The sequence below is a fragment of the Catellatospora sp. NPDC049133 genome (genome assembly GCF_040648455.1).
Lineage (GTDB): Bacteria > Actinomycetota > Actinomycetes > Mycobacteriales > Micromonosporaceae > Catellatospora > Catellatospora aurea.
In genome coordinates, this window is record NZ_JBEZDT010000026.1 from 85,760 (window position 1) to 106,421 (window position 20,662).

Annotated in this window: 17 protein-coding genes; 6 read left to right on the forward strand and 11 right to left on the reverse strand. The window is 74.9% G+C overall.

Annotated features, from left to right (window positions below):
• Positions 1 to 32 precede the first annotated feature (32 nt).
• The 3 genes from AB0B35_RS27440 to AB0B35_RS27450 form a co-directional block, all read right to left on the reverse strand.
• Positions 33 to 722, reverse strand: coding sequence for a glycine zipper family protein (locus tag AB0B35_RS27440; protein WP_361050318.1), 690 nt, complete (start codon positions 720 to 722; stop codon positions 33 to 35).
• Positions 723 to 907: 185 nt separating this feature from the next.
• Entirely contained in the window at positions 908 to 1,528 is a 621-nt protein-coding gene (locus tag AB0B35_RS27445) for an SGNH/GDSL hydrolase family protein (protein ID WP_361050321.1), read from the reverse strand.
• Positions 1,529 to 1,566: 38 nt separating this feature from the next.
• Positions 1,567 to 2,169 (reverse strand): hypothetical protein, encoded by a 603-nt coding sequence (locus tag AB0B35_RS27450; protein ID WP_361050323.1) that lies wholly within the window; start codon positions 2,167 to 2,169, stop codon positions 1,567 to 1,569.
• 108 nt (positions 2,170 to 2,277) lie between these two features.
• On the opposite strand from AB0B35_RS27450, the gene AB0B35_RS27455 reads away from it, so the two are divergent.
• Positions 2,278 to 2,856, forward strand: a complete 579-nt coding sequence (locus tag AB0B35_RS27455) for a TIGR03086 family metal-binding protein (RefSeq protein ID WP_361050326.1) — start codon at positions 2,278 to 2,280, stop codon at positions 2,854 to 2,856.
• 28 nt (positions 2,857 to 2,884) lie between these two features.
• Here the strand turns inward: AB0B35_RS27455 and AB0B35_RS27460 are convergent, their stop codons facing one another.
• The 3 genes from AB0B35_RS27460 to AB0B35_RS27470 all read right to left on the reverse strand — a co-directional run bounded on the left by AB0B35_RS27460 (position 2,885) and on the right by AB0B35_RS27470 (position 4,439).
• Positions 2,885 to 3,238 carry a VOC family protein gene (locus AB0B35_RS27460; protein ID WP_360534698.1) on the reverse strand — a complete coding sequence of 118 codons (354 nt, stop codon included), beginning with the start codon at positions 3,236 to 3,238 and terminating at the stop codon, positions 2,885 to 2,887.
• 68 nt (positions 3,239 to 3,306) lie between these two features.
• Complete coding sequence (locus AB0B35_RS27465) at positions 3,307 to 3,561, reverse strand: DUF6343 family protein (protein WP_361050329.1); 255 nt, start codon at positions 3,559 to 3,561, stop codon at positions 3,307 to 3,309.
• A 38-nt stretch (positions 3,562 to 3,599) separates the two neighbouring features.
• Complete coding sequence (locus AB0B35_RS27470) at positions 3,600 to 4,439, reverse strand: hypothetical protein (RefSeq protein ID WP_361050331.1); 840 nt, start codon at positions 4,437 to 4,439, stop codon at positions 3,600 to 3,602.
• A gap of 96 nt (positions 4,440 to 4,535) precedes the next feature.
• Here AB0B35_RS27470 and AB0B35_RS27475 point away from each other — a divergent pair, with 96 nt between their 5' ends.
• From AB0B35_RS27475 to AB0B35_RS27495, 5 genes are all read left to right on the forward strand, one after another.
• Positions 4,536 to 5,378, forward strand: a complete 843-nt coding sequence (locus tag AB0B35_RS27475) for an SDR family oxidoreductase (RefSeq protein ID WP_361050334.1) — start codon at positions 4,536 to 4,538, stop codon at positions 5,376 to 5,378.
• Positions 5,379 to 5,512: 134 nt separating this feature from the next.
• Positions 5,513 to 5,956 carry a DUF5994 family protein gene (locus AB0B35_RS27480; protein ID WP_361050337.1) on the forward strand — a complete coding sequence of 148 codons (444 nt, stop codon included), beginning with the start codon at positions 5,513 to 5,515 and terminating at the stop codon, positions 5,954 to 5,956.
• Positions 5,957 to 6,250: 294 nt separating this feature from the next.
• Positions 6,251 to 6,985, forward strand: coding sequence for a GAF and ANTAR domain-containing protein (locus AB0B35_RS27485; protein ID WP_360534708.1), 735 nt, complete (start codon positions 6,251 to 6,253; stop codon positions 6,983 to 6,985).
• A gap of 52 nt (positions 6,986 to 7,037) precedes the next feature.
• The gene (locus AB0B35_RS27490; RefSeq protein WP_360534710.1) at positions 7,038 to 7,808 is read left to right on the forward strand and encodes a GAF and ANTAR domain-containing protein; all 771 of its coding nucleotides are present in this window, start codon (positions 7,038 to 7,040) and stop codon (positions 7,806 to 7,808) included.
• A 171-nt stretch (positions 7,809 to 7,979) separates the two neighbouring features.
• Positions 7,980 to 8,744, forward strand: a complete 765-nt coding sequence (locus tag AB0B35_RS27495) for a SigB/SigF/SigG family RNA polymerase sigma factor (protein ID WP_361050340.1) — start codon at positions 7,980 to 7,982, stop codon at positions 8,742 to 8,744.
• A gap of 24 nt (positions 8,745 to 8,768) precedes the next feature.
• Here the strand turns inward: AB0B35_RS27495 and AB0B35_RS27500 are convergent, their stop codons facing one another.
• The 5 genes from AB0B35_RS27500 to AB0B35_RS27520 all read right to left on the reverse strand — a co-directional run bounded on the left by AB0B35_RS27500 (position 8,769) and on the right by AB0B35_RS27520 (position 20,661).
• Positions 8,769 to 9,029, reverse strand: coding sequence for a hypothetical protein (locus AB0B35_RS27500; protein WP_360534714.1), 261 nt, complete (start codon positions 9,027 to 9,029; stop codon positions 8,769 to 8,771).
• A 147-nt stretch (positions 9,030 to 9,176) separates the two neighbouring features.
• Positions 9,177 to 11,108 carry a hypothetical protein gene (locus AB0B35_RS27505; protein WP_361050343.1) on the reverse strand — a complete coding sequence of 644 codons (1,932 nt, stop codon included), beginning with the start codon at positions 11,106 to 11,108 and terminating at the stop codon, positions 9,177 to 9,179.
• Between the two features lie 52 nt (positions 11,109 to 11,160).
• The gene (locus tag AB0B35_RS27510) at positions 11,161 to 14,745 is read right to left on the reverse strand and encodes a DUF5682 family protein (RefSeq protein ID WP_361050345.1); all 3,585 of its coding nucleotides are present in this window, start codon (positions 14,743 to 14,745) and stop codon (positions 11,161 to 11,163) included.
• Positions 14,729 to 15,886 carry an AAA family ATPase gene (locus AB0B35_RS27515; RefSeq protein ID WP_361050348.1) on the reverse strand — a complete coding sequence of 386 codons (1,158 nt, stop codon included), beginning with the start codon at positions 15,884 to 15,886 and terminating at the stop codon, positions 14,729 to 14,731. The genes AB0B35_RS27510 and AB0B35_RS27515 overlap by 17 nt, the downstream gene beginning before the upstream one ends.
• Entirely contained in the window at positions 15,883 to 20,661 is a 4,779-nt protein-coding gene (locus tag AB0B35_RS27520; protein WP_361050351.1) for a hypothetical protein, read from the reverse strand. The genes AB0B35_RS27515 and AB0B35_RS27520 overlap by 4 nt, the downstream gene beginning before the upstream one ends.
• Between the last annotated feature and the right edge of the window lies 1 nt (position 20,662).

The window sequence follows — 20,662 nt, forward strand, 5'->3', positions numbered from 1 at the left end:
CCCAGAACAGTAAGACTGACAGATGACAGATTTCAAGTTTTGTCAGTCGTAGAGTGATCGCGATCACCATGATCATGAGGTCTGCGCCGCAGGCGGGCCCGACGGTGGACTCGCCGCGACTGGCGGCGGCCGGGCCTGGGCACGGGCAGGTCGCCGTAGCGGTCCCGCACGTCGCGGTGGTACGCCCAGGCCTCGTGCCAGACGTGCAGGTAGACGCCGCGGGTGAAGTACCGGCCCGGTCCGGTGATCGGGTAGCCGTCGTGGTCGTGGTAGAGCCACCACACCGGCAGCACGCTGAACAGGGCGTAGTTCAGCCCGACCAGCGGCAGGTAGAGCGGGCCCAGCAGACGCGCCTGGCGGACGTGCAGGTCCTCGTGACGCTCGTTGGCCGGGGTCCCGCCGGAGATGACGTTGCCCAGCGTGGTGGCGTACCCCCGGATGGCCTGCTCGTGCAGGTCGATCCGGCCGCGGTGGCAGCAGCGCGGCGGGTCCAGGTGATGCCCGCGGGCCAGGTTGACCGCGAGGAAGCCGGCCCCGGCGATCGTGTTCACGAGGCTCCAGCTGTGGTCGACCGCGAACAGCGCGACCCCGCGCGGGCTCGCCGGATACGCCCGCACCCGCCCGACCGCCCAGCCGTACGGCACCGCGACGACCGCGATCACCACCCCCGCGAACACCGCCCACCCCGCGCCCAGCAGCGACCCGGCCGCGACCGCCGCCACGACCTGGATCAGCGCCGACAGCGCCCCGACCGCATACGCACCTATACGCGCACCCTACCCATGCACCACACGTCTCGGACGGTCTCGATCATCCGACTTGCCCGGCAAACGGGCGTATCTTGGACCGCTTTTCGCCCAGGTGCCAGGCAAATCGGATGATCATGCGCGGCGGCGGGGCGGGCAGGTCAGCCGATGGCGTCGAGGAAGGCGCGGGCGATGACGGCGTGGCCGGCCAGGTTCGGGTGGATGCGGTCGTGGGCCCAGTCGGCGGGCCGGGTCGAGGTCAGCACCCGGTCGAAGGCGGCCTGCACGGGCACGTGCAGCGCGCCGAACTCCTCGGCCAGCGCGGCGACGGTCGCGGCGTAGTCGCCGGTCATCGCGTACTGCGGATCGTCGTGATCGGACTCGATCAGATAGGGGTCGGCGAGGATCAGCCGGCAGCCGGTGCGCTCGACCGCCGTTGCCAGCAGTGTGCGCAGGGTGGCCGTGTACTCGTCGAGCGGGACCGCGGCGTCGGGCTGGTTCTCGAAGAAGCGCCAGACGTCGTTGATGCCGATCTTCACGCTGAGCCAGTCGGGGCGCTCGTCGACGACGTCGGCCTGCCACCGGGCGGCCAGGTCGCGCACGGTGTCGCCGCTGACGCCGCGGTTGGCCCAGCTCAGGCCGAGGTCGGGGCGGGCGGCGGTGACGAACGCCCGCACCAGGCTCATGTAGCCGTCGCCGTACGGGGCGGCGCTGTCGCGCCGACCGCAGTCGGTGATGCTGTCGCCGATGAACACGATGCGCTGACCCTGCTCGAAAATCACGGGCCCATGGTAGGTGCCCAACCGTGCGGGCGCGACCCTCAGCGAGGCGAGAACAGCCAGGGCTCGGTCAGGTCGTGATAGGACAGCATGGAGGTCAGTTCCTCGGCCCGGTCGAGCGCGCCCTGCAGCTCGGGCGGCAGCTGCCGCTGCTCCCCGGCCCGCGCCTGCTCCAGCGAGGTGAAGTACACCGCCTCGGTGAAGGTGCCGTCGTGGTGCAGCGCCACGGTGCCGCCGATGAGGTCCGGGCGGAACTGGCGCAGGCTGGCCGACAGCCGTACGACGCTGTCCATCATCTTGTCCGGGTCGCTGGTCTGGCCGGTGATGACCTGGACGAAGCCGGCGTCGTCGGAGCCGGTGGCCAGGTAGCCGCGCACGTCGGCGCTGTCGTGGAAGGTCGGGTCGGACACCAGCGACGCCGTCCGGCGCCACCAGCGGTCCTGTTCGGGCCGTCTGCTGTTGGCCAGGGCCGCCTCCGCCGAGGCGAACCGGGCGAGCACCACCAGCCGGCCGTCGGCGGTGACCCCGCCGGTGGTGCCGAGCCAGCCGTCCGCCCCGGGCGACAGCTCGCGGACCCAGCCGTCGAAAGCCTCCCGGGCCGCCTCAGGATCGGCCACACGGCCGCGAATGACCTGAACGAACATGGCGGACCTCCCCTCCCCCCGACGGTACGTCCCACCCGGCCGCCCGGGTCGCCGAAGCCGGATCTCGGCACGTTCGGCCTGCATATACTGCTTGGCGAGGTGGATGCCATGGACCTGCTGAACGGCTACCGGGCCAGTCTGGCCGAGTTCACCGACCGCGTCGCGCAGGTGCGGCCGCAGCAGTGGTCGTCGCCCACGCCGTGCCCGGAGTGGGACGTCCGAGCGCTCGTCAACCATCTGGTGGGCGAGGACCGGTGGACAGTGCCGATCTTCGCCGGGGCGACCGTCGACGACGTCGGTGACCGGTTCGCCGGCGACCTGCTGGGCGCGGACCCGGTCGCGGCGGCCGCCGACGCCGCGCGCGAGGCGGAGGCCGCGGTGACCGCACCCGGGGCGATGGACCGCATCGTGCATCTGTCCTTCGGCGACACCGCCGCCAGCGAGTACGCCTACCAGCTCACCGCCGACCATCTGGTGCACGCCTGGGACCTGGCCGTGGCGCTGGGCGTGGACCCGCAACTTGACCCGCAGGCGGTGAAGGTGGTCGCGGACTGGTTCGACACCGAGGAGCACGCCTACCGCGGGGCGGGGGCCATCGGGCCGCGGATCGACCTGCCCGACGGCTCCGACGCCCAGGACCGGCTGCTGGCCGCGTTCGGCCGCGACCCGGCCTGGGCCCCGGACTGAGCCAGGGCCCGTGCGCGCGGCGCGCGGGTCAGGCGGCGCTGTAAGCGGTGGCGTGGGTGGGCCGGTAGACGCCCAGGGTCGCGCCGCCGGGCAGGCGTACCACGGCCTCGGTGCCCCACTCGCGCACGGTCGGCGCCACGATGATCTCCAGTCCGCGCTCGCCCCACTGCGCCACCGTGGACTCGACGTCGTCCACGGTCAGGTAGAGCTCACAGCGGGTGTGCGCCTCGGCCGGGTGGAAGGCGATCTCGGCGGGCGGAGCCTTGAAGATCAGCCAGCCCTCGCCGGTGTCCACGTGCGGGAAGCCGAGCACGTCCCGGAAGAAGGCGCGGTCGGCGTCGGCGTTCGTGCTGTAGATCAGAGCATGCATACCGTTGATCATGTCTCGATCTTATGCCGCCTGACCTGCTCGGCAGCCTGCTTCACCGGGGTCTGCTTCGCACGGACGGCTCACTCGAAAAGCGAGTGCGGCGCGCCGTGGTCCTCGCGGCGGCGCTGCCGCCGCCGGCGGGTGATCACGATCAGGTCGACGACCGTGACAGCCATCAGCAGCACGCTCAGCCAGCCCAGCCAGCTCAGTCCGAAGGCGAACGAGATCACCGCCAGCACGCCCGCGAACACCAGGCCGAACCCGGCCAGCGCCAGGCGCAGGTTCAGCGCGCTGTACGGATGGTCGTGGGTGCCGTCCGGCTTCTGTCTGGTCATCGTGGCCTCACCCACCATGTTAGTCCGCGCAGGGCAGCTCAGGACGGTCCCGCGGCGGGCGGGGCGCCGAGCATCACGCGGTCCAGCGTGGGCTGGAAGCCCAGTGCCCGATACTTCGCGCCCGCGACCGCGGTGCCGGCGAAGACCAGCACGTGGTCGGCGATCTGCCGGGCGGCGGCACAGGCCGCGGCGAACACCGCGTCGGCGTGGGCGTCGTCGCCGCCCGGCGCGTGGACGGCGCTCAGCCGGACCATCCCCGCGACCAGCCTGCTGCGGCCCGCCATCGCCACCGGCCGGACCACGCCCTGCGGATCCGCTGCCTCCCACAGCGTGATGCCGCCGTGGTCGAGCGGGTCGTCCACGACGTACGCGGCCTCGCTGGGATCGTCCGGGTGGGCGGCCATCAGCTCGTGGAACCACGCCAGGAGCAGATCCCGGTCGGCGGGCCCGGCGACGCGGGCGCGACCGGGCGGCGGTGCGGGCGGTGTGAACCGATCCAGCCGGTACAGCGTGATGCGCGAACGCTCGACGGGCCGGTCGCCGCGAGCGGCCCGCCAGGCCCGCGCCACCCGGTCGGCCACGACGCCGTCCACTCCCACCGCGTCCACCTCGCCGAGCGCGTCGAACAGGCGGGCTATCGCCCCGTCGGGCAGCGGGGACAGGATCGGCGCGTGCCCCGGCGCGCGCAGGAAGGCCCCCGTGACCTCGCCGTCGGCCCCCCGCCACCAGCCGTACTGCTGGTCGGGAGCGGTGCTGGGGCGCGCCTGGAGGTAGGCGGCCTCGGTGAGCAGCGCCGTGTGCTCGACCGGGCGGGTGCGCAGGAACTCTCCCGCCGCGTCGAGCAGGTCACGGACATCCGTTGCGGTGGACCAGGTCACGGTCACATCCTCGCGGTCGCCGCCGTCGCGCCGCCAGCCCCGTCGCGCGGCGGGTCCGCATACCATGAGAAAACACCCCAGCAGGCAGGAGAGGCCATGTCCGAGGCGATGATCGCCGTCACCGGGGCCACCGGCCGGCTCGGCGCGCAGGTGGCCCACCGCCTGGCCGAGGCCGGGCTGCCCCAGCGCCTCGTGGTGCGCGACCCGTCCCGCGCGCCCGAACTGCCCGGCGCGGAGGTCCGCCGCGCGGCGTATGGCGATCGCGCGGCGGCGATCGACGCGCTGACCGGCGTCGACACGCTGTTCATGGTCTCCGGCGCGGAGTCCGCCGAGCGGGTCGACGAACACCGCCGGTTCATCGACGCCGCCGTGGCGGCCGGGGTGCGCCGGCTGGTGTACACGTCGTTCTACGGCGCGGCGCCCGACGCGACGTTCACGCTGGCCCGCGACCACTGGGCCACCGAGCAGCATCTGCGGGACACACCGCTGGCGTGGACGTTCCTGCGCAACAACCTCTACCTGGAGATGCTGCCGCTGTTCGCCGGGCGCGACGGGGTGCTGCGCGGCCCGGCGGGGCAGGGCCGGGTGGCCGGGGTGTCCATCAGCGATGTGGCCGCCGTCGCCGCGCTGGTGCTGCGCGAGCCCGGCCGCCACGACGGGCAGACGTACGAGCTGACCGGGCCGCAGGCGCTGACGCTGGAGCAGGTCGCCGAGATCATCACGTTCGTGACCGGACGGCCGACGAGTTTCCACGACGAGACCCCCGAGGAGGCGTACGCGTCCCGGGCGGTCTACGACGCCCCCGGCTGGCAGGTCGAGGCGTGGGTCAGCACCTACCTGGCCATCGCCCGGGGGGAGCTGGGTTCCACCACCGGCACCGTGGAGCGGTTGACCGGTGTGCCCGCGGTGAGCCTGGAGGAACTGCTGCGCCTCGACTGAGCCCGGCCAGGCCGTACCGGCGTAGAATAGTTGTGTCGCTCAGGACCTCGGTGGCAGCGGAATCGCACCTCTCACTCCAGCCGGGACCTGAACCGCATGATCGAAGTGGCCGGCCCGGGACAGGACGGTTGATCATGCTCGCTGACGCCCCGCTCACCATCGCCGCTCCGAACACCGAGACCGCGGCCGAGCCGGCCAGGCTGGTGCTCGCTCTCACCAGGGCCGATCGGGCCGTCCTCGACGGCGGCTGGTGGCCGCGCTCCTGGGACGCCGCCGCAGAGGTGCCCGGCCTCGTGACGGCGCTGGTCGCGCGTTACGGTCCGATCCGGCACGTCATGCTCAGCAGGAGCACCTGGGGCGGCGGCGCCCGCCGGTTGCCGGCCGGGTCCGGCACCGTCCGGATGGGATGGTTCGCCTCCCAGGACAGCGCCCTGGCGATCGCGATCACCGACCACGACGACCAGATCGACCTCCTGGTCGTGCCGCCCACCGCCACCCCCGCCGCGGCGGACAGCGCCATGGCCGCCGCCGCCGATCCAGCCGACGACAGGCACGCTCAGACCATCCTCGCGGCGTAGCCGGCCTCCGCGGCCTGCACCCTGAACAGGGCCGACCGCGTCGACCGGCGTGCCGCGTGACCACACGGCGCACGCCGTCCGCTCTCCGGCTGAGGATCGGCGTAGGCTCGGTGATATACGTTGGCTCCGGACCTCGGCGACGTCCATGTACGTCGATTCTGGGAGGCCCCGTGAGCACCAACATCCTGGCCGGTGCCGCTGTGCGATCGCCGTGGGCGCGGGCAAGCGCATGGCAGGCCGAGAGCCTGAACAGGTCACCCACCGGTGCGGTCGGCCATGCTCAATGAGCGCACCATGCGCGTCTGGGCCCAGGTCGGCAAGCAGACGCAAGGGGCCCCGGCAACGCTGGCGCACATCTGCGCCGCGGCGGTGGCCGGCGTCAACGTCGACGGGGCCGGCGTGACGATCATGACCAGTGCCGCCGCCCGGGATGTCGTGCACACCTCGGACCGGGTGGCCGCCGATCTGGAGGAGTGGCAGCTGACCTACGGGCAGGGCCCGTGTGTCGACGCGTTCGCCGCGGGTGGACCGGTGCTCGCGCTGGATCTGCGCTCGGCGGAGAGCCTGGCCCGCTGGCCGGTGTTCACCCCGGCCGCCCTCGACAGCGGCGCGCGGGCCGTGTTCGCCCTTCCGCTGCAGATCGGCGCGATCCGGCTGGGCGTGCTCGACCTGTACCGGGCCCGGCCCGGTGCGATGAGCGCCTACGAACTCGCCGACGCCCTGGCGTTCGCCGAGGCCACCGCGCTGATGGTGATCGACGACGCAGCCGGGCAGCGGCCGGATACGGCCGAGCTGGCCTGGCAGCGCGCTGACCCGACCGCACATCAGGCGCAGGTGCACCAGGCCACCGGAATGATCGTGGCGCAGATCGGGACCAGCGCCGAGGCCGCATTCGCCCGGCTCCGCGCCTATGCCTACGCCCATGACCGCAGGCTCGGGGATGTCGCCCGCGACGTCGTGGAACGGCGCCTGCGGTTCGAGCCCGACCCGCCGCTGGAAAGCCATGAGGGTGACGAGGAGATGGCATGAGCGTCCAGGTCCGGCGCCTGCGTCGAGGACTATCGTTGGGGAGGGAGCACGCATGAGTGAGCGACAGCTGGCCGAGGCTTTCGTCGAGCTGGCCGACACGCTGGTCGACGACTTCGACCTGATGGACTTCCTCCATCAGGTCACGGTGCGATGCGCTCAGGTGCTCGGCGTGGCGGCGGCCGGCGTGCTGCTGACCGACCAGCGCGGCGCGCTGCGGGTCGCCGCCGCGTCCACCGAGCAGACCCGATTGCTGGAGCTGCTCCAACTGCAGACCGACGAGGGACCGTGTCCGGAGTGCTTCCACTCCGGTCGTCCGGTCGCGGTCGCGGACCTGTCCACGGCCGCCGACCGCTGGCCGCGCTTCGTCGCCCAGGCCCGCCAGAGCGGGTTCGCGTCGGTCCACGCGCTGCCGATGCGGCTGCGTGCCGACCTCATCGGCGCGCTGAACCTCTTCGGCGGCGTCCCGGGCGCGCTCGACGAACGTACGATCCAGCTGGGACAGGCACTGGCCGACGTGGCCACGATCGGGTTGTTGCAGGCCCGCGCCATCCGCCACCACGAGACGCTGGCCGAGCAGCTGCAGACCGCGCTCAACAGCCGCATCATCATCGAGCAGGCGAAGGGCGTCATCGCCGAACGTCGCGGCGTCGACATGGACGAGGCGTTCAACCTGCTCCGCGACACCGCCCGGCGCAGCAACCGGCGGCTGTCCGAGCTGGCCCGGACGGTGGTGGACGGGTCGGAGGAGCTGTGGCTCACCCAGCCGGCGGCCCCCACGCATGCGTCGATCCCCTTGCGCCGTACGGACGGCGGCGTAGGCTGAGCAGACGCATCGGAGGAACATCCGATCCGGCCGGCACTGGCGACAGTGCCGGGACAGTCATCCACGCCGCCCAGACCCCGCGGTCGTGACCAGGCAACACCGGCTGCCTCAGCAGAGGCTGCCGGCTCAGCCGGCACACCGCTGCCTCCAGTCACCAGGGCGCTGATCCGTATGACCGTCTCCGCCGAGCGCGCACCGAAACGCGCCGAGCACCTGCTGAAACTGCGCGACGAACTGCCACCCGACCACCCCGACCGGGCACGCATCCGCGCCCGGGTCATCGAGGAGCACCTGCCGATGGCCGGCCGGCTCGCCCGGCGCTTCGCCGGACGTGGGGAACTCGTCGAAGATCTGGCACAGGTCGCCGCCCTCGCCTTGATCAAGGCCGTCGACCGATACGACCCCGCGCAGCAGGTGCCCTTCACCGGATACGCGGTGCCGTTCATCCTCGGCGCCCTCAAGCGGCACTTCCGCGACGCCACGTGGGGTATGCGGGTGCCGCGCGCGGTCAAGGACCTGGGCCCTCAGGTCGCCACCGCCGCCCGCGAGCTCGGCCAGCAGCGGGGCCGCACGCCCACCGCCGACGAGATCGCCGACCACCTGCATGTCGCGCTGGCCGATGTGCTGACCGCGTTGGAGTCCTGGCACGCATACCGCGTGCTCTCGCTGAACACGTCTCCGGCGGGCCGCACGGGCCTCGACCTCATCGACGGCATCGGCGACATCGACCAGCGCTACGCCGCGGTCGAGGACCGCATGTGCCTGCGGCCCGTGCTGGCGGGGCTCGCGCCGCGGGAGCGCCGTATCCTCGCCATGCGCGTGTACGCCCGGATGAGCCAGTCAGAGATCGCCGCCGAGGTCGGGCTCTCCCAGATGCACGTGTCCCGGCTGCTGAAGCGCACTCTCGACCGGCTGCGGGCACAGCTACCGCAGTGAACGCGCCGACGGCGGCGCCGCCGCTCAGAGGTACTGACCGGTGGTGTCGCTGTCGGTCTTCGAGACGCGCACGGACACCACGTTGGCGAGGTTGATGACGACACCGTTCTCGCTCGCCTCGCGGTTGTACCTGGCTCGGGACAGGACCAGACCACGCCGCTCGTCCAGGGCCCTGGCAATCGTCTCCAGCGCCTCATCAGGACCGGCGAAGTCGGAACTCAGCAGCGCCACGTCCTCGCCGCCCACCGGGTGAAATCGCATGATCAGTTCGATGTTGTCAGCCACGGCCGGACTCCTCCCGCGCGCAGTCCGACGGCGGCGCCCCGAGCCCCGGAATCGGGCCCGGGCCTGCCGGCGACCGTCGGCTCCCGCTGCTGTCAAGTATCCCCTCCCCGAGCTGCGGTCGGCAGACCCCGGACCGAACGGTGTGTCTCACGCCGGCCACGAGGCCTCGATGAGGGCCTGCGTCGCCGCTCTCTCGTACACGGCCGCGGCGAGCCACGCGCGGGCGAACTCGTCGCCGTCGTCGACCGTGATCCGGCCGAAGACGTCGCGGGGCCGGTGGCGGGCGGCAGCCGTGACCGAGGCCAGCAGGTAGGCCCCGAGATCCAGCCGGGCCTGCCGCAGCCTGCGTTCCTGGGTGTCGGCGAGCGCGTGCACGGCCCGGCCGCCACTGACCACCCGCTCCAGATGGCGGCGCAGCAACTGCAGTGCCGGATCACCGGTGGTGGGCGGGCGGCCCGCGACCGCCGCCGGCTGCTGCCCCGACAGCAGCTGGCTGCGGTGCAGTCGGTCGTAGCCCAGATCGGCGTGACCGGCCCAGGACTGCGGCAGCCGCAGCCCGTCACCGGTGCCGGGCGCGAGCCCGATCGACAGCGCCTCGACGGTCGCCCGCCGTCCCGGGTCGGGGCGGCCCACCACCAGCAGCTCCAGGCCAGCGGCCGCGCCGAGCAGCCGCAGGTTTTCCCGGTACGCCAGCTCCGGGTGGTCATCGGCGACGGTGAGCAGCACCGGAGCCCCGTCGGCGGTCTCCGCCAGCACCGCGTCCCCGGTCGCCGCGCCGCGCAGCCGCACCGTCAGGAACACCAGGTCCGATCCGGCCACCCGGTCCCCGACCGGCTCGGCGAGCGCGGCGAAGGCGCGGCTGACCTGCTCGGCCAGCGGCTGCTCCCACAGTGCCCGCAGCGGCGGCTCGGTCCAGGCCGCGCCGGTGGCGCGCACCGCGCGCACCGACCTGCCCGCGCCCAGCCGGCCCGAGGCGCTGGCGGTGCCCCCGGAGACGATCATGCCGGCGCGGGTCAGCTCGCGGTGGGACAACCCCGCCTCGCCCAGCGCCACCACCGTGTCGCCGGAGCGGGCTGCCCGGTCCGCGCCGCCCGGGGCGACGTCGGTGACCGTCCACAGCCGACCATCGCGGTCCACCACATACGTGGCCGTGCCCGCATACCCGGACTCGGCGACGACGGGGACCGTGCACAGGCCGTACAGGCGCAGTCCCGCCTGCGGGTCGTAGCCGCGGCGGGCCACGCCGAGCAGGTCCGCGGACGTGCCGCCGGACCGGCCCGGCGCGCGCAGCCCATGTGACACGGTCAGCAGTTCGCGCAGGTCGTCGGTGAGCTCGGCGAGCCGGAACTGCGGCCGCGCCTCCCGCAGCGACTGCAGCCCGGCCGCGACCCGTGTGCCCGCCGCTGCGGCGCGGTGCAGGCCGTTGGCGCGGCCCTCGTGCACGGCTCGCAGCAAGGCGGTACGCAGCACCAGCCCGCTGCCGGACGTGCCCGCCGCGAGCACTGCCGCCCCGGCCCGCCACAGCCCCTCGGCCGCGTCGCGCTGCCGTGGCGTGAGCACGACCGGCACGTCACCGGTCTCATCGCCGGGCACCTGCCCCCCGGCTGGCTGCTCGCCGATGGTCTTGGCCAGGCCCGCCGTCCGTGCGCCGGTCGCGGCCGGCTGACCACCGCTCGCGCCACCGTCCCCGCTCGCGGGGTACTCGCCGATCGCCGACAGCCCGATGTCCGTTGCGGAGGGTCCGCTCGCTCCCGGTTCCGGCTGAGCACCGGCCTCCGGCTCGTCGTCGAGGCCGTCGTGGACCGGGGCCAGGGCCAGCACCGCAACCCGGTGCAGGCAGTTGGGCGCGAGCAGGCAGCTGCACCGGGCGTCGCCCCCGGTGCGCACCACGCCGCCGGTCAGCACCAGGGTGACCGTGGTGCCCTCGTCGACGGCGACCGTGACCCGGCCGTCGGCCGCGGACACCGGCCAGGCGGCGGCCCGGGTCACGGCGTCGTCGACCTTCTTGCGCAACCGTCCCGGCAGCGCGTCGAGCGTCTCCGCCAGCGCCGGGGCGGTGACCGGAGGCAGGTCGCTCATCGTTTCTCCTCGTCACGCGCATGGGCGGGCAGGGGCGGAGCGGGTCGCAGGTTCACCGGCGCACCTGCTCCCCCACCCAGCGGGCCAGTTCCAGCGGGCTCAGCGCCGCGATCGGCATACCCGCCGCGACCAGCCGGCCCGCGGCCGCCACCGAGTAGCGCGGCCGTCCCGCGTCGTCGAGGCTGGCGCAGCCCAGCACGGTCGCGCCGGACTCCACCAGTGCGCGCACCTCGGCCAGCAGGCCACCCATGGAGTACCCCTCCTCGAAGTCGCTCACCAGCACCACCAGCGTGCGCGCGGGCACGGTGACCAGCGACCGGGCATGCCGCAGGCCCGCCGCGATGTGGGTGCCGCCGCCGACCTTCACCTCCAGCAGCAGGCTCAGCGGGTCGCCGACGCGGTCGGTCAGGTCCACCACCTCGGTGGAGAACGCGACGAAGTGCGTCGTCAGCGCGGGCACCCCGGCCAGCACCGACGCGGTCAGCGCGGACCAGATCACCGACTCCTCCATGGAGCCGGACACGTCCACGACCAGCACCAGCCGCCAGTCCACGCCGCGGCGGGCGCGGGTGCGGAAGACAGGACGTTCCGGCACCACGGTGACCCGGCCGTCCTGTTCGCGGCGGCTGGTGGCGAGGTTCGCCCGCAGGGTGCGGGCCAGGTCGAGCCGCCCGCCCGGCCGGGAGGTGGGCCGGGGCGTGGTGAGGCCGTTGAGCGCCGGGCGCAGCGTGGTGGCCAGTTCCCTGGTCAGCTCCGCGATGATGCGGGCCACCAGCGGGCGCAGCCGGGCCACGACCGCCTCGGGCAGGCCGCCGGCCAGCGACAGCACGTCACGCAGCAGGTCCATGGAGGGGCGCACCGCGTCAGGGTCGAGTTCGAGCGCGGCGTCGAGGCGGCCGGACTCCACGGCGGCGGCCAGCACCTCCTCGCGTACGCCGGGCCCGAACAGCGCGGACAGCTCCTCGGACCATTCGCGTACGCCCGGGAACGACGGCTCGCGCCCCGCGCCCGCACCGCGGTCCTCGCGTGCGCCCTCGCCGCGGCCCATGCCGTAGAGCTCGTCGAGCGCGGTGGCGTACCGCCGGGCCTTGCCGCCCATGCCGGCGCGGTCGCGGCCCAGAATAAGCCGCCAGCGGTCGGCGGGCGACAGCTCACCGCTCGGCGCGTGCCTCGTCGCCTGGCCGGTGGACCGGCCCGTCGGCGCGGTGACGCGAGCGTCCTCGCCCAGCACCCGGTCCGCATCGGTCACCACGTCGAGCTGCGGCGCACCGACCCAGGAGCCGTCCGGTCCTGCGGTTCCGACGCCCGAAACCGGCGGGTCCGTGGCGAGCAGGCCGAGCTCTACCAGTGCGGCTCGGCCGGCCCGGTCGGCCAGCAGCCGGGCCAGCAGGGCGTCCGGGTCGTCGACGTCGCCGAGGTCGGCCACGTCGTGCCCGCCGAGCCGTTCGTCGACGACCGCGAGCAGCCGGTCGCGCCCGGCGGGGCTGGCGGTGTGGAAGCCGCCGCGCAGCGCGGGCAGCCGGTGCAGGAACGCCTCGTCGGGCAGCGTCTCGACGCGGTCGAGCAGCCCGGTCAGCACGCCCCCGGCAGCCTGCAGCAGCGGCTCGGCGACGGCCAGCAGGCCGCTGACGTGCCCCTGCAGGGCGCGGCGGGCCTCCTCGGTGCCGGCGGTGTCCACCCAGGACGCCACCCGCACGCCGAACTCCTCCGGCGGGACGTGGCCGAGCAGCACCCGCACCGCGCCCGCGGCGGCGGCCATCAGCGGCGTGCCGCGGGCGGCCAGCCGGGCCAGCGCGTCGGCCAGGCGCAGCGCCGACCCGGACGCCTCGGCGCGCTGCGCGAGCGCGGCCAGGGCCCGCGCGTCGTCGACGGCTTCGGAGCCGGCGAGCCCGTCGATCTGCCGGACGGCGGCGGTCTCCACCGCCTCGGCGGCTTCGGCGACGGCGGCGCGGTCGGGTTCGGGCAGGCCCGGCACGTGGCCGTGGCGCAGCCGGTCGAGCAGGGCCAGGGCCGCCATCGCCGCGGTGAGCGAGCCCTGGGCGGGCACCACCGCGGCGACCTCGGCCAGCCGCCGCCCGGCCAGCGCGGGCAGCCCGCACACCGCGGCGGCGTGCAGTCCCTCGACGACCTCGGCCGCCGACGGGCCGCCGTCAGCGGTCTCGCGGCGGCGGCGCTCGCCGAGCGCGCCTTCGGTGGCCTGTTCCAGGGTGACCCCGCGCAGCCCGGCGACCTCGATGCCGGCCTCGGTGTGCGGGGTCCACTGCAGCCGCCAGCGGGTGGTGATGGCGTCGACGCCGCCCGCGCCGCCGTCTCCGGCGATCGGTTCGGCGTACCCGACCCCGCAGGCGGCCAGCCGCTGCAGGGTGACCTCGCGGCGGCGGTCCAGGTCGGAGCGCAGCGGGTCGAGGCGGGTGTCCTTGGCGGCGTCGCCGGGGCCGGGCAGCCGCAGGGACGCCAGCAGCTCACGGACCGCGGGCCCGAGGCCGGAGCGCGGGGTGCCGGAGGCGAGCCGCCCGCGGCGGTCCCCCACCATCACGTGTTCCATCGCGGTGGCGACGACGCGGCCGCGGCCGAGCACCTCGCCGTGCGCGAGCACGCTCTGCAGCGCCTCGACCAGCTCGCCGCGGCCCGGCGCGGGCAGCCCGCGCAGCCGGGCCAGGTCGACGGCGAGCCGGACGGCCTCGCGCGCCTCGGCGGGCCCGGCCGGGTGCCCGGCGGCGCGCACCCGGGCGCACACCGCCACGACGGCGGCCAGCGCCGCCGCCTCGACCTGGGCCGGGTCGCCCGCGGCGGTCAGCACGGACTGCTGCCACTGCGGGTCGCGGATGCCCGCCGGGTAGCCGGACCGGGCGTCGAGCAGCCCGAAGGTGTACGGCACCAGCGAGGTGACCACCTTCGCGGCCGCCGGGGCCGGATTCGCCGGTCCCGCCGCGCGCAGCGCCGGGGCGTGGAACGCGCCGACCAGCATCGCGACCCGTTTGCCCGCGTGCTCGGCGAGGCAGCCGCGCATGTACTCCTCGCGCCGCAGGTCCAGGGTGGACACCCCGTCCCCGGTCTCGGCGTCGCGGCGCAGCGCCCAGCCGACCAGCAGCGCCGCCCGGCGTACCGCCTCGGCGTCCGCGCCCGGCGCGCGGGCCTCGACCATGCGGTCCCACATGTCCTCGTCGGCGCGGCCGGTCGCGGCGCCCTTGAGCGCCCCGGCCAGCGACAGCCGCTGCCCGGCCGGCCCGGCGGCGGGCTGCTCCCGCTCGTGCCAGGCGCGGTCGGCCAGCGGCAGGTCGCACGGCACGACAGGTACGCCGTGCCGGTGCGCCCAGCGGACCGCGGCCAGTTCCGGCGAGAAGTCCGCGAACGGGTAGAACGCCAGACCGGCGTCCCCCACCGCGCCCGCCAGCGCGACGGGCGCGGTGGTGTCCGGGTCGGCCAGCCAGGGCAGCCACTCGCCCAGCTCCGGGGGCAGCTCCAGCAGCAGCGCCTCGGGGGCGTGCCGGTCGAGCAGCTCGGGCAGCACGACCGACAGCGCGGGCGAGTGGTGCCGCACGCCGATCAGGAACGGGTCGCGCTGCCCGGCCAGCTCGGCGACGGCGACCGTGGGGTCGCCGTCCAGCGCCGTCGTCACCTCAGCCACCGAGGACATCGCGCAGCTCCCAGAGCCGCCGCCACAGCCGCGCGCCGTCCTCCGCGCGGCGGCGCACCGCCCCGTCCCAGTAGCCGAGCAGCTTCGCGCCGTCGGCCGGGTCGTCCTTGCGCACCACGCCGAGCAGGTGGCCGGGCAGCAGCGACAGCACGTCCCGGTCGCCGGGGAAGTAGGCCTGGGCCAGGCCCAGCGACGTCGCGACGGCGACGGCCTCGGCGGTGCTCATCACCGTCGACGGGCGCTCCACGTCCCAGCCCTCGACCGAGCGGCCCTCGCGCAGGTCCCGGAACGCGGTGACCAACGCCTCCAGCACCGCGTCGTCGACGGCGAACGGTGCCTTGACCCGCTCCAGCGCGGCGCGGGCCTGCTTGCCGACCAGCGCGGTCTCGGCCGCGAGGTCGCCGATCGGGCCGACGGTCTCGAAGTTGAAGCGGCGCTTGAGCGCCGCCGACATCTCCGACACGCCCCGGTCGCGCAGGTTCGCGGTGGCGATGAGGGTGAAGCCGGGTGCGGCGTGCACGGTCGCGCCGTCGGTGCCGGCCAGCTCCGGCACGGCGATACGCCGGTCGGACAGCAGCGACACCAGCGCGTCCTGCACCTCGGGCAGGCAGCGGGTGATCTCCTCGACGCGGGCCACCGCGCCGGTGCGCATCGCCGACAGGATCGGCGAGGGCACCAGCGCCTCGCTGCTCGGGCCGTGGGCCAGCAGCAGCGCGTAGTTCCAGCCGTAGCGCAGCTGGTCCTCGGTGGTGCCCGCGGTGCCCTGCACGACCAGCTCGCTGCTGCCGCAGACGGCCGCCGACAGCAGCTCCGACAGCATCGACTTGGCCGTGCCCGGCTCGCCGACCAGCAGCAGGCCGCGCTCCCCGGCGAGGGTGACCACGCACCGCTCGACCAGGGCGCGCTCGCCGACGAACTTCGCCGGGATCACCAGCTTGTTGGGCAGGCCGTCGCGCCGGTCCTCCTTGGCCAGCTCCAACTCGCGGCCGTCGCTGCCGGTGATGAAGGTGACCACAGCCCGGGGGGTGAGCCGCCAGCCGGGCGGGCGCGGCCCGCCGTCGTACGCGGCCAGGAACGCCAGCTCGCCGGCGTACGCGTGCTCGGCAGGGTCGACCTGCCGCGCGCTCGTGGTGGTGGTCATCGGCGCCTCTCGGTTACCAGTTCGTCGAATCGGGGTCCGTCGCCCGCGGTGATCCTGTCCCAGGCCAGCGCGAACAGCTGCGGCGCGGGCGCGACCGGCAGCACGATGTCCAGGCCGGACACCCCGTTCTCGCCGCCGATGAGCAGCGGCAGCTTCCACCGCTCCAGCGGCAGGTGCGGGGCCTTGAGCGCGAGCCACCCGCCGGGCAGGAACAGGCTGCGTCCGGCCCGGGGCCGCTTGGCCTCGACCACGAGGTCGGTGGCGGCCAGCGCGGCACGGGCCGCCTTCAGCCGGGCCGGCTTCCAGCCCGTCCACAGCGCCGTGTTCTTGTCGGTCGGGTCGGGCAGCGCCAGCAGCTGCAGGTACAGCGCCGCCGCGTCGGCGGGCAGCCCGCGCTCCTGCGCGACCCGGGCGACGAGGTCGGGCACGGACCGGGCCGGGTCCTGGGCGTACCCGTCGAGCCCGGCCGGCACCGGGTAGCCGACCAGCCGGGCGAGCTGGCCGCCGAGCAGCGCGTGCAGCGCGGCGTCGACGCCGTCCTGGTGGCTGTCCAGCCTGGCCCGCAGCACGTGCAGCACCGGGTCGTCGGCGCCGGTCAGCAGCGCCGGGCGCACGTGCACCACGCGCCAGCCGGTGTCCGGCGGCAGCAGCACCGCCCCGGCCGAGATGCTGCCGTCGGCGCCGTTCACCCGGGTCGCGCCGGTCGCCGCGAGCAGCGCGTCGATCTTGCGTTCGGTGACGTAGCCGGCCGGCAGGGACAGCGCCGGGTCGGCCAGCCGGGCCTGGGCCAGCTCCACCGCCCGCGGCAGCGCGGCCCGGATCGGGTCGTCGGCCGGCAGGTGGTAGACCAGCCACGGCAGGCACTTGGCGAGCGCGACGAACACGTCGTCGTCGTCGATGCCGTCGACGGTGCCGTGCAGCCACCGGCAGGTGTCCGGGTTGGCGATGCCGTGGATCAGCTCTGAGGCGTTCATCGAGCCGTCCACATCGGCCTTGTCGATGGCGACGATCAGGTCGTCGCGGACCGGGCGGCGTACGCCGTGCCGCTCGGTCCACGCGGCCGCGAACTGCGCGGACGCCGGGCCGGACCGCCACAACGCGGCCAGGTCGGCGGGCAGCAGCAGGGCCAGCATCCGCGCGGTCGCGGCGACGCTGCCCGACCGCATCCGGCTCGCGGCGGCGGCAGCCGGACCGGCTTCGACGGCGAGCAGCTCGCGCACCCACTCCGACTCCGGCTTGTGCCACGCCTGCTGGGGCAGGCCCGCCAGCACCATGGTCGCCTCGGTGAGGCTGATCCCGGCGGCGTCGGACAGCGCGGCTACCCGGTCGGGCTGCCAGGCGATCGGCCCGTTCGCGGCCAGCAGGCCGGTGAACTCGGCGATCGCGTCGGGGGTGGCCCCGGCGGTGTCCAGCATCCGCTCGGCGGTGATGGCGTAGCCGAGCAGCGCCCCGAACACGCCGTCGGGGGCGTACTCCAGCCCTTTCACCTCGCGGTCGTCGGCGTCGGCGGAGAGCACCAGCAGCCGGCGGGCACCGAACGTCAGCACCGTGCCGGGCAGGCCGTCCTCGTCGAAAGGCTGGTCGGCCTTCAGGTCGACCAGCCGCAGCCGCGACCCCGGCGTGAGCAGCCCGCTGCGGGCGACGACGCCGAGCAGTTCCACCAGCGCGGCCCGGTGCTCGGGGCTGGTGACGGGGCTCGCCGCGCGGTACATCGCGGCGGGCAGGATGCCGAGCGCGTCGAACCAGTCGTCGTCGGCGTCCAGGTAGAGCTGCCCGGTGGGCGCCTGCTCGGCGGTGAACGCCGCGCCGGTCGCGGTGAACAGGCGCACCGCGCTGTCGCCACGGCTGTAGCAGTAGCGGATGAGGCCGGACAGCGCGTGGCTGAGCACGTGGTCCTGCACGCCGCCGGTCCACTCCGCGGCCGGCTTCGCGGCGGCCTCGACCGCCTTGCCCTCGCACCGGTCGCGCAGCTCGGCGAGCCGGGTGACGTGCACGGCGGCCCGCTCCACCAGCCCGGCGATCCCGGCCCGCAGCGACGGGTCGGTGACCTGCGGCAGGTGCGACGCCACCAGTGCGACCAGGGCCCCCTGCGCGGCGGCGTCGTCCTGCGCGGCGGCGATCGCCGTGACGGACTCGCCCAGCAGCGCCGCGCACCACTCGTCGGTGACCGCGCGCAGCGCCGCCGAACCGGCCTCGTCGCGCGGGCGCAGCAGGTGCCAGTACGCGGCCCCGGGCACCAGCCGCGTGCCGCGGGCGTACGCCGACGGGCCCTGCGGCACCGAGTACTCGCCGAGCAGCCAGCCCTCGGGGTCGGCCAGGGTCATCGAGCTGCGCCGCCAGTCGCGGGCGGTGAACACGCCGCAGACCGCGTCGGAGCCCGGCAGGCGCACCGCCCCGGACAGGTCGCCGCGGACGCTCGCCCCGGCGGGCAGGGTGTACGCGGTGCCGTCGGTCGACTGCCCGGTCAGGCCGCCGTCCGCGCGGCGGCGCACCCGCCAGCCGAGCAGCGGGCTCTGCCCACCGGCCGCCGGGTCGCGTGGCGCGAGCCGGGACAGGTGCAGCACCAGCGACTCCCCGTCGGCCGCGCCGTCCTCCAGGAACGCGGGCAGGCTGGCCCGGCCGCGTTCGCCGGTGGCCGGGTCGAACTCCTGGCACACCAGCTTGTCGCCGTTGTGCCGGATCACCCAGTACGAGGCCCCGTCGGTGAGCACCCGGCCGGTGTGCCGCTCGCTGCGGTCGCCGACGTGCAGCGGGCGGCTGCCGAGGGTGCGGCCGCCGCCGGGCAGCGGCAGCGACATGGCGTCGGTCATGTCGAAGGCGCTGTCGGGCACGGTGAACACGTCGTCGGGCGCGCCGCTCCAGTAGCCTGACCGCTCGCGGCCGATGTCCCAGCAGACCAGCAGCTGCTTGTCGACGTAGCGCAGCACCAGCCGCCACAGGTAGTGGCGCTGGTCGGCGGGGATGCGCAGCATGTGCTCCAGCTCGACGCCGTGCTCGCCGAGCACCAGCACCAGGTCGCCGCGGCGCAGCACCAGGTACGGGTACTGGCTGACGATGGCGAGGCTGTCCTCGTTGTCGGCGGCGGTCACGCCCAGCCGGGCGACGGCCTCCTCCAGCGCGGGCCAGCCCAGCTCGTCGAGCAGGCCGGTGCGCAGCGAGCGGCCCAGCATCGCGGCGACGTCGTGGCCGAGCACCCGCTCGGCGGCGGCCGGGTTGACGGCGACGCCGTCGGGGCAGCCGAGCAGGGCCAGCCGGTCCAGGTGCTTGGCGAGCGTGGGCAGGCTGTGCCGGGCGGTGTCCGCGGCGATCAGGTCGAGCAGGGTGTGGGCCGCGGTGCGCAGGCCCGGCACGGCCGTGACGGCGCGCACCCGCTCGGGGTCGCCCGCGGTCTCCCGGTAGTTCGGGCGCAGGTGCTGCTCGACGGACTCGGCAAGCGCGCTCAGGAAGCGGTCGTCGCCGGCGATGGCGACCAGGTCGCGGCGGCCCTCGCGCTCGTCGGACAGCCAGCGCGACACCTGGTAGCGGGCGGCGTCGTCCGGGTCGGCGACCGGCACGCCCAGCGCCAGGCAGGCGTCGAGCAGGTCGAGGTCGACGCCGCTGTGCCGGCGGCACAGCACGACCGGCAGCCCGTCGGCCTTCAACCGGCCCGACATGCGCTCCAGCAGGGCCAGCAGGTGGACCGAACGGCCGCTCTGCCGCCAGCCCCGGCGCTGGCGGTGCACGTCGAACCGGCCGAGCCAGCCCGCCGGGCCGTCGGGCGACTCGGCGGCCAACGGCACCGTGCCCTGCGGCTCGGTGAGCGCGGCGGTCGCCCCGGCGCGCTCCAGCACGTCCAGCCACACCTCGTCGGTGACGTTCTGCGGGAACATGCCCAGCAGGCGGCCGCGCAGGGCCGGGTCGGCGGCGGCGAGCGCGGCCAGCGCGGCGGCGTACGCCGTCCAGAAGCCCTCGGGCGCGCGGGACAGCGACGGGGCGGACAGCAGCTGCGCGAGCACCTGCCGGTCGGCCTCGCCCTGGTCGAGCTTGGCGGCCTTGGCCAGGCGGCGCAGGTCGACGTGCATCTGCGCGTACGGCGGCAGCCCGCCCAGGGTCCGCTCCACGCACAGCCGCAGGAAGCGCTCGTACGCGTCGGCCGGAGTGCACCGTGCGGCCAGCTCCCGGGCGTGCTGCGACAGGGCCTTCGCGGTCAGCGCGCCGGCCAGCGCGAACTCCAGGAACACCGCGTGCTGGCGCTCCTCGTCGATGCGCAGCGCGTACGCCCGCTCGGCGTCGCGCGCCTTGCCGAACATCGTCGCCGCGTACGTGGTGCTGTCGGCGGCCAGGAAGGCCCGGCCCGCCTCCTCGTAGTACGTCGGCAGGAAGTGCGGGACCGCGCGGGCCAGCCGCTCGCCGAGGGCGTTGAAGCCGTCCTTGGCCGGGCCGATGCGCGACTTCGCCTGCCGGGCCAGCCGCTCGATCTCCTTGACCAGGGCCAGCGCGTGGTGGCCGTTGGCCGGGTCGTGGACCAGCGCCCAGGCCGGGAAGCCCAGCGCCTGCTGGCGGACCAGGCCGACCTCGTTGACCGGCGCCGGCTTGTCGAACCCGAGGAACTCCATGCTCAGGTCCTCGGCCGCGCCGATGGTCCCCGGCACCAGCCGCACCACGACACGCTCCCCCAGCACCGGGTGCCGGTAGGACCGCGAGGTCAGCGCGTCGACGGTGTCGTCCTTGGCCACCGGCGAACCGGTCGGCAGCACCGCCCCGGCCTCCAGCAGCGTCACGTTCTGCTCGCTCACG

Bases quoted from the DNA above. Each gene is read 5' to 3' on its own strand.
- AB0B35_RS27450 (WP_361050323.1), bottom strand. From the start codon at position 2,169: ATGTTCGTTCAGGTCATTCGCGGCCGTGTGGCCGATCCTGAGGCGGCC.
- AB0B35_RS27455 (WP_361050326.1), top strand. From the start codon at position 2,278: ATGGACCTGCTGAACGGCTACCGGGCCAGTCTGGCCGAGTTCACCGAC.
- AB0B35_RS27460 (WP_360534698.1), bottom strand. From the start codon at position 3,238: ATGATCAACGGTATGCATGCTCTGATCTACAGCACGAACGCCGACGCC.
- AB0B35_RS27465 (WP_361050329.1), bottom strand. From the start codon at position 3,561: ATGACCAGACAGAAGCCGGACGGCACCCACGACCATCCGTACAGCGCG.
- AB0B35_RS27475 (WP_361050334.1), top strand. From the start codon at position 4,536: ATGTCCGAGGCGATGATCGCCGTCACCGGGGCCACCGGCCGGCTCGGC.
- AB0B35_RS27480 (WP_361050337.1), top strand. From the start codon at position 5,513: ATGCTCGCTGACGCCCCGCTCACCATCGCCGCTCCGAACACCGAGACC.
- AB0B35_RS27485 (WP_360534708.1), top strand. From the start codon at position 6,251: ATGCGCGTCTGGGCCCAGGTCGGCAAGCAGACGCAAGGGGCCCCGGCA.
- AB0B35_RS27490 (WP_360534710.1), top strand. From the start codon at position 7,038: ATGAGTGAGCGACAGCTGGCCGAGGCTTTCGTCGAGCTGGCCGACACG.
- AB0B35_RS27495 (WP_361050340.1), top strand. From the start codon at position 7,980: ATGACCGTCTCCGCCGAGCGCGCACCGAAACGCGCCGAGCACCTGCTG.
- AB0B35_RS27505 (WP_361050343.1), bottom strand. From the start codon at position 11,108: ATGAGCGACCTGCCTCCGGTCACCGCCCCGGCGCTGGCGGAGACGCTC.
- AB0B35_RS27510 (WP_361050345.1), bottom strand. From the start codon at position 14,745: ATGTCCTCGGTGGCTGAGGTGACGACGGCGCTGGACGGCGACCCCACG.
- AB0B35_RS27515 (WP_361050348.1), bottom strand. From the start codon at position 15,886: ATGACCACCACCACGAGCGCGCGGCAGGTCGACCCTGCCGAGCACGCG.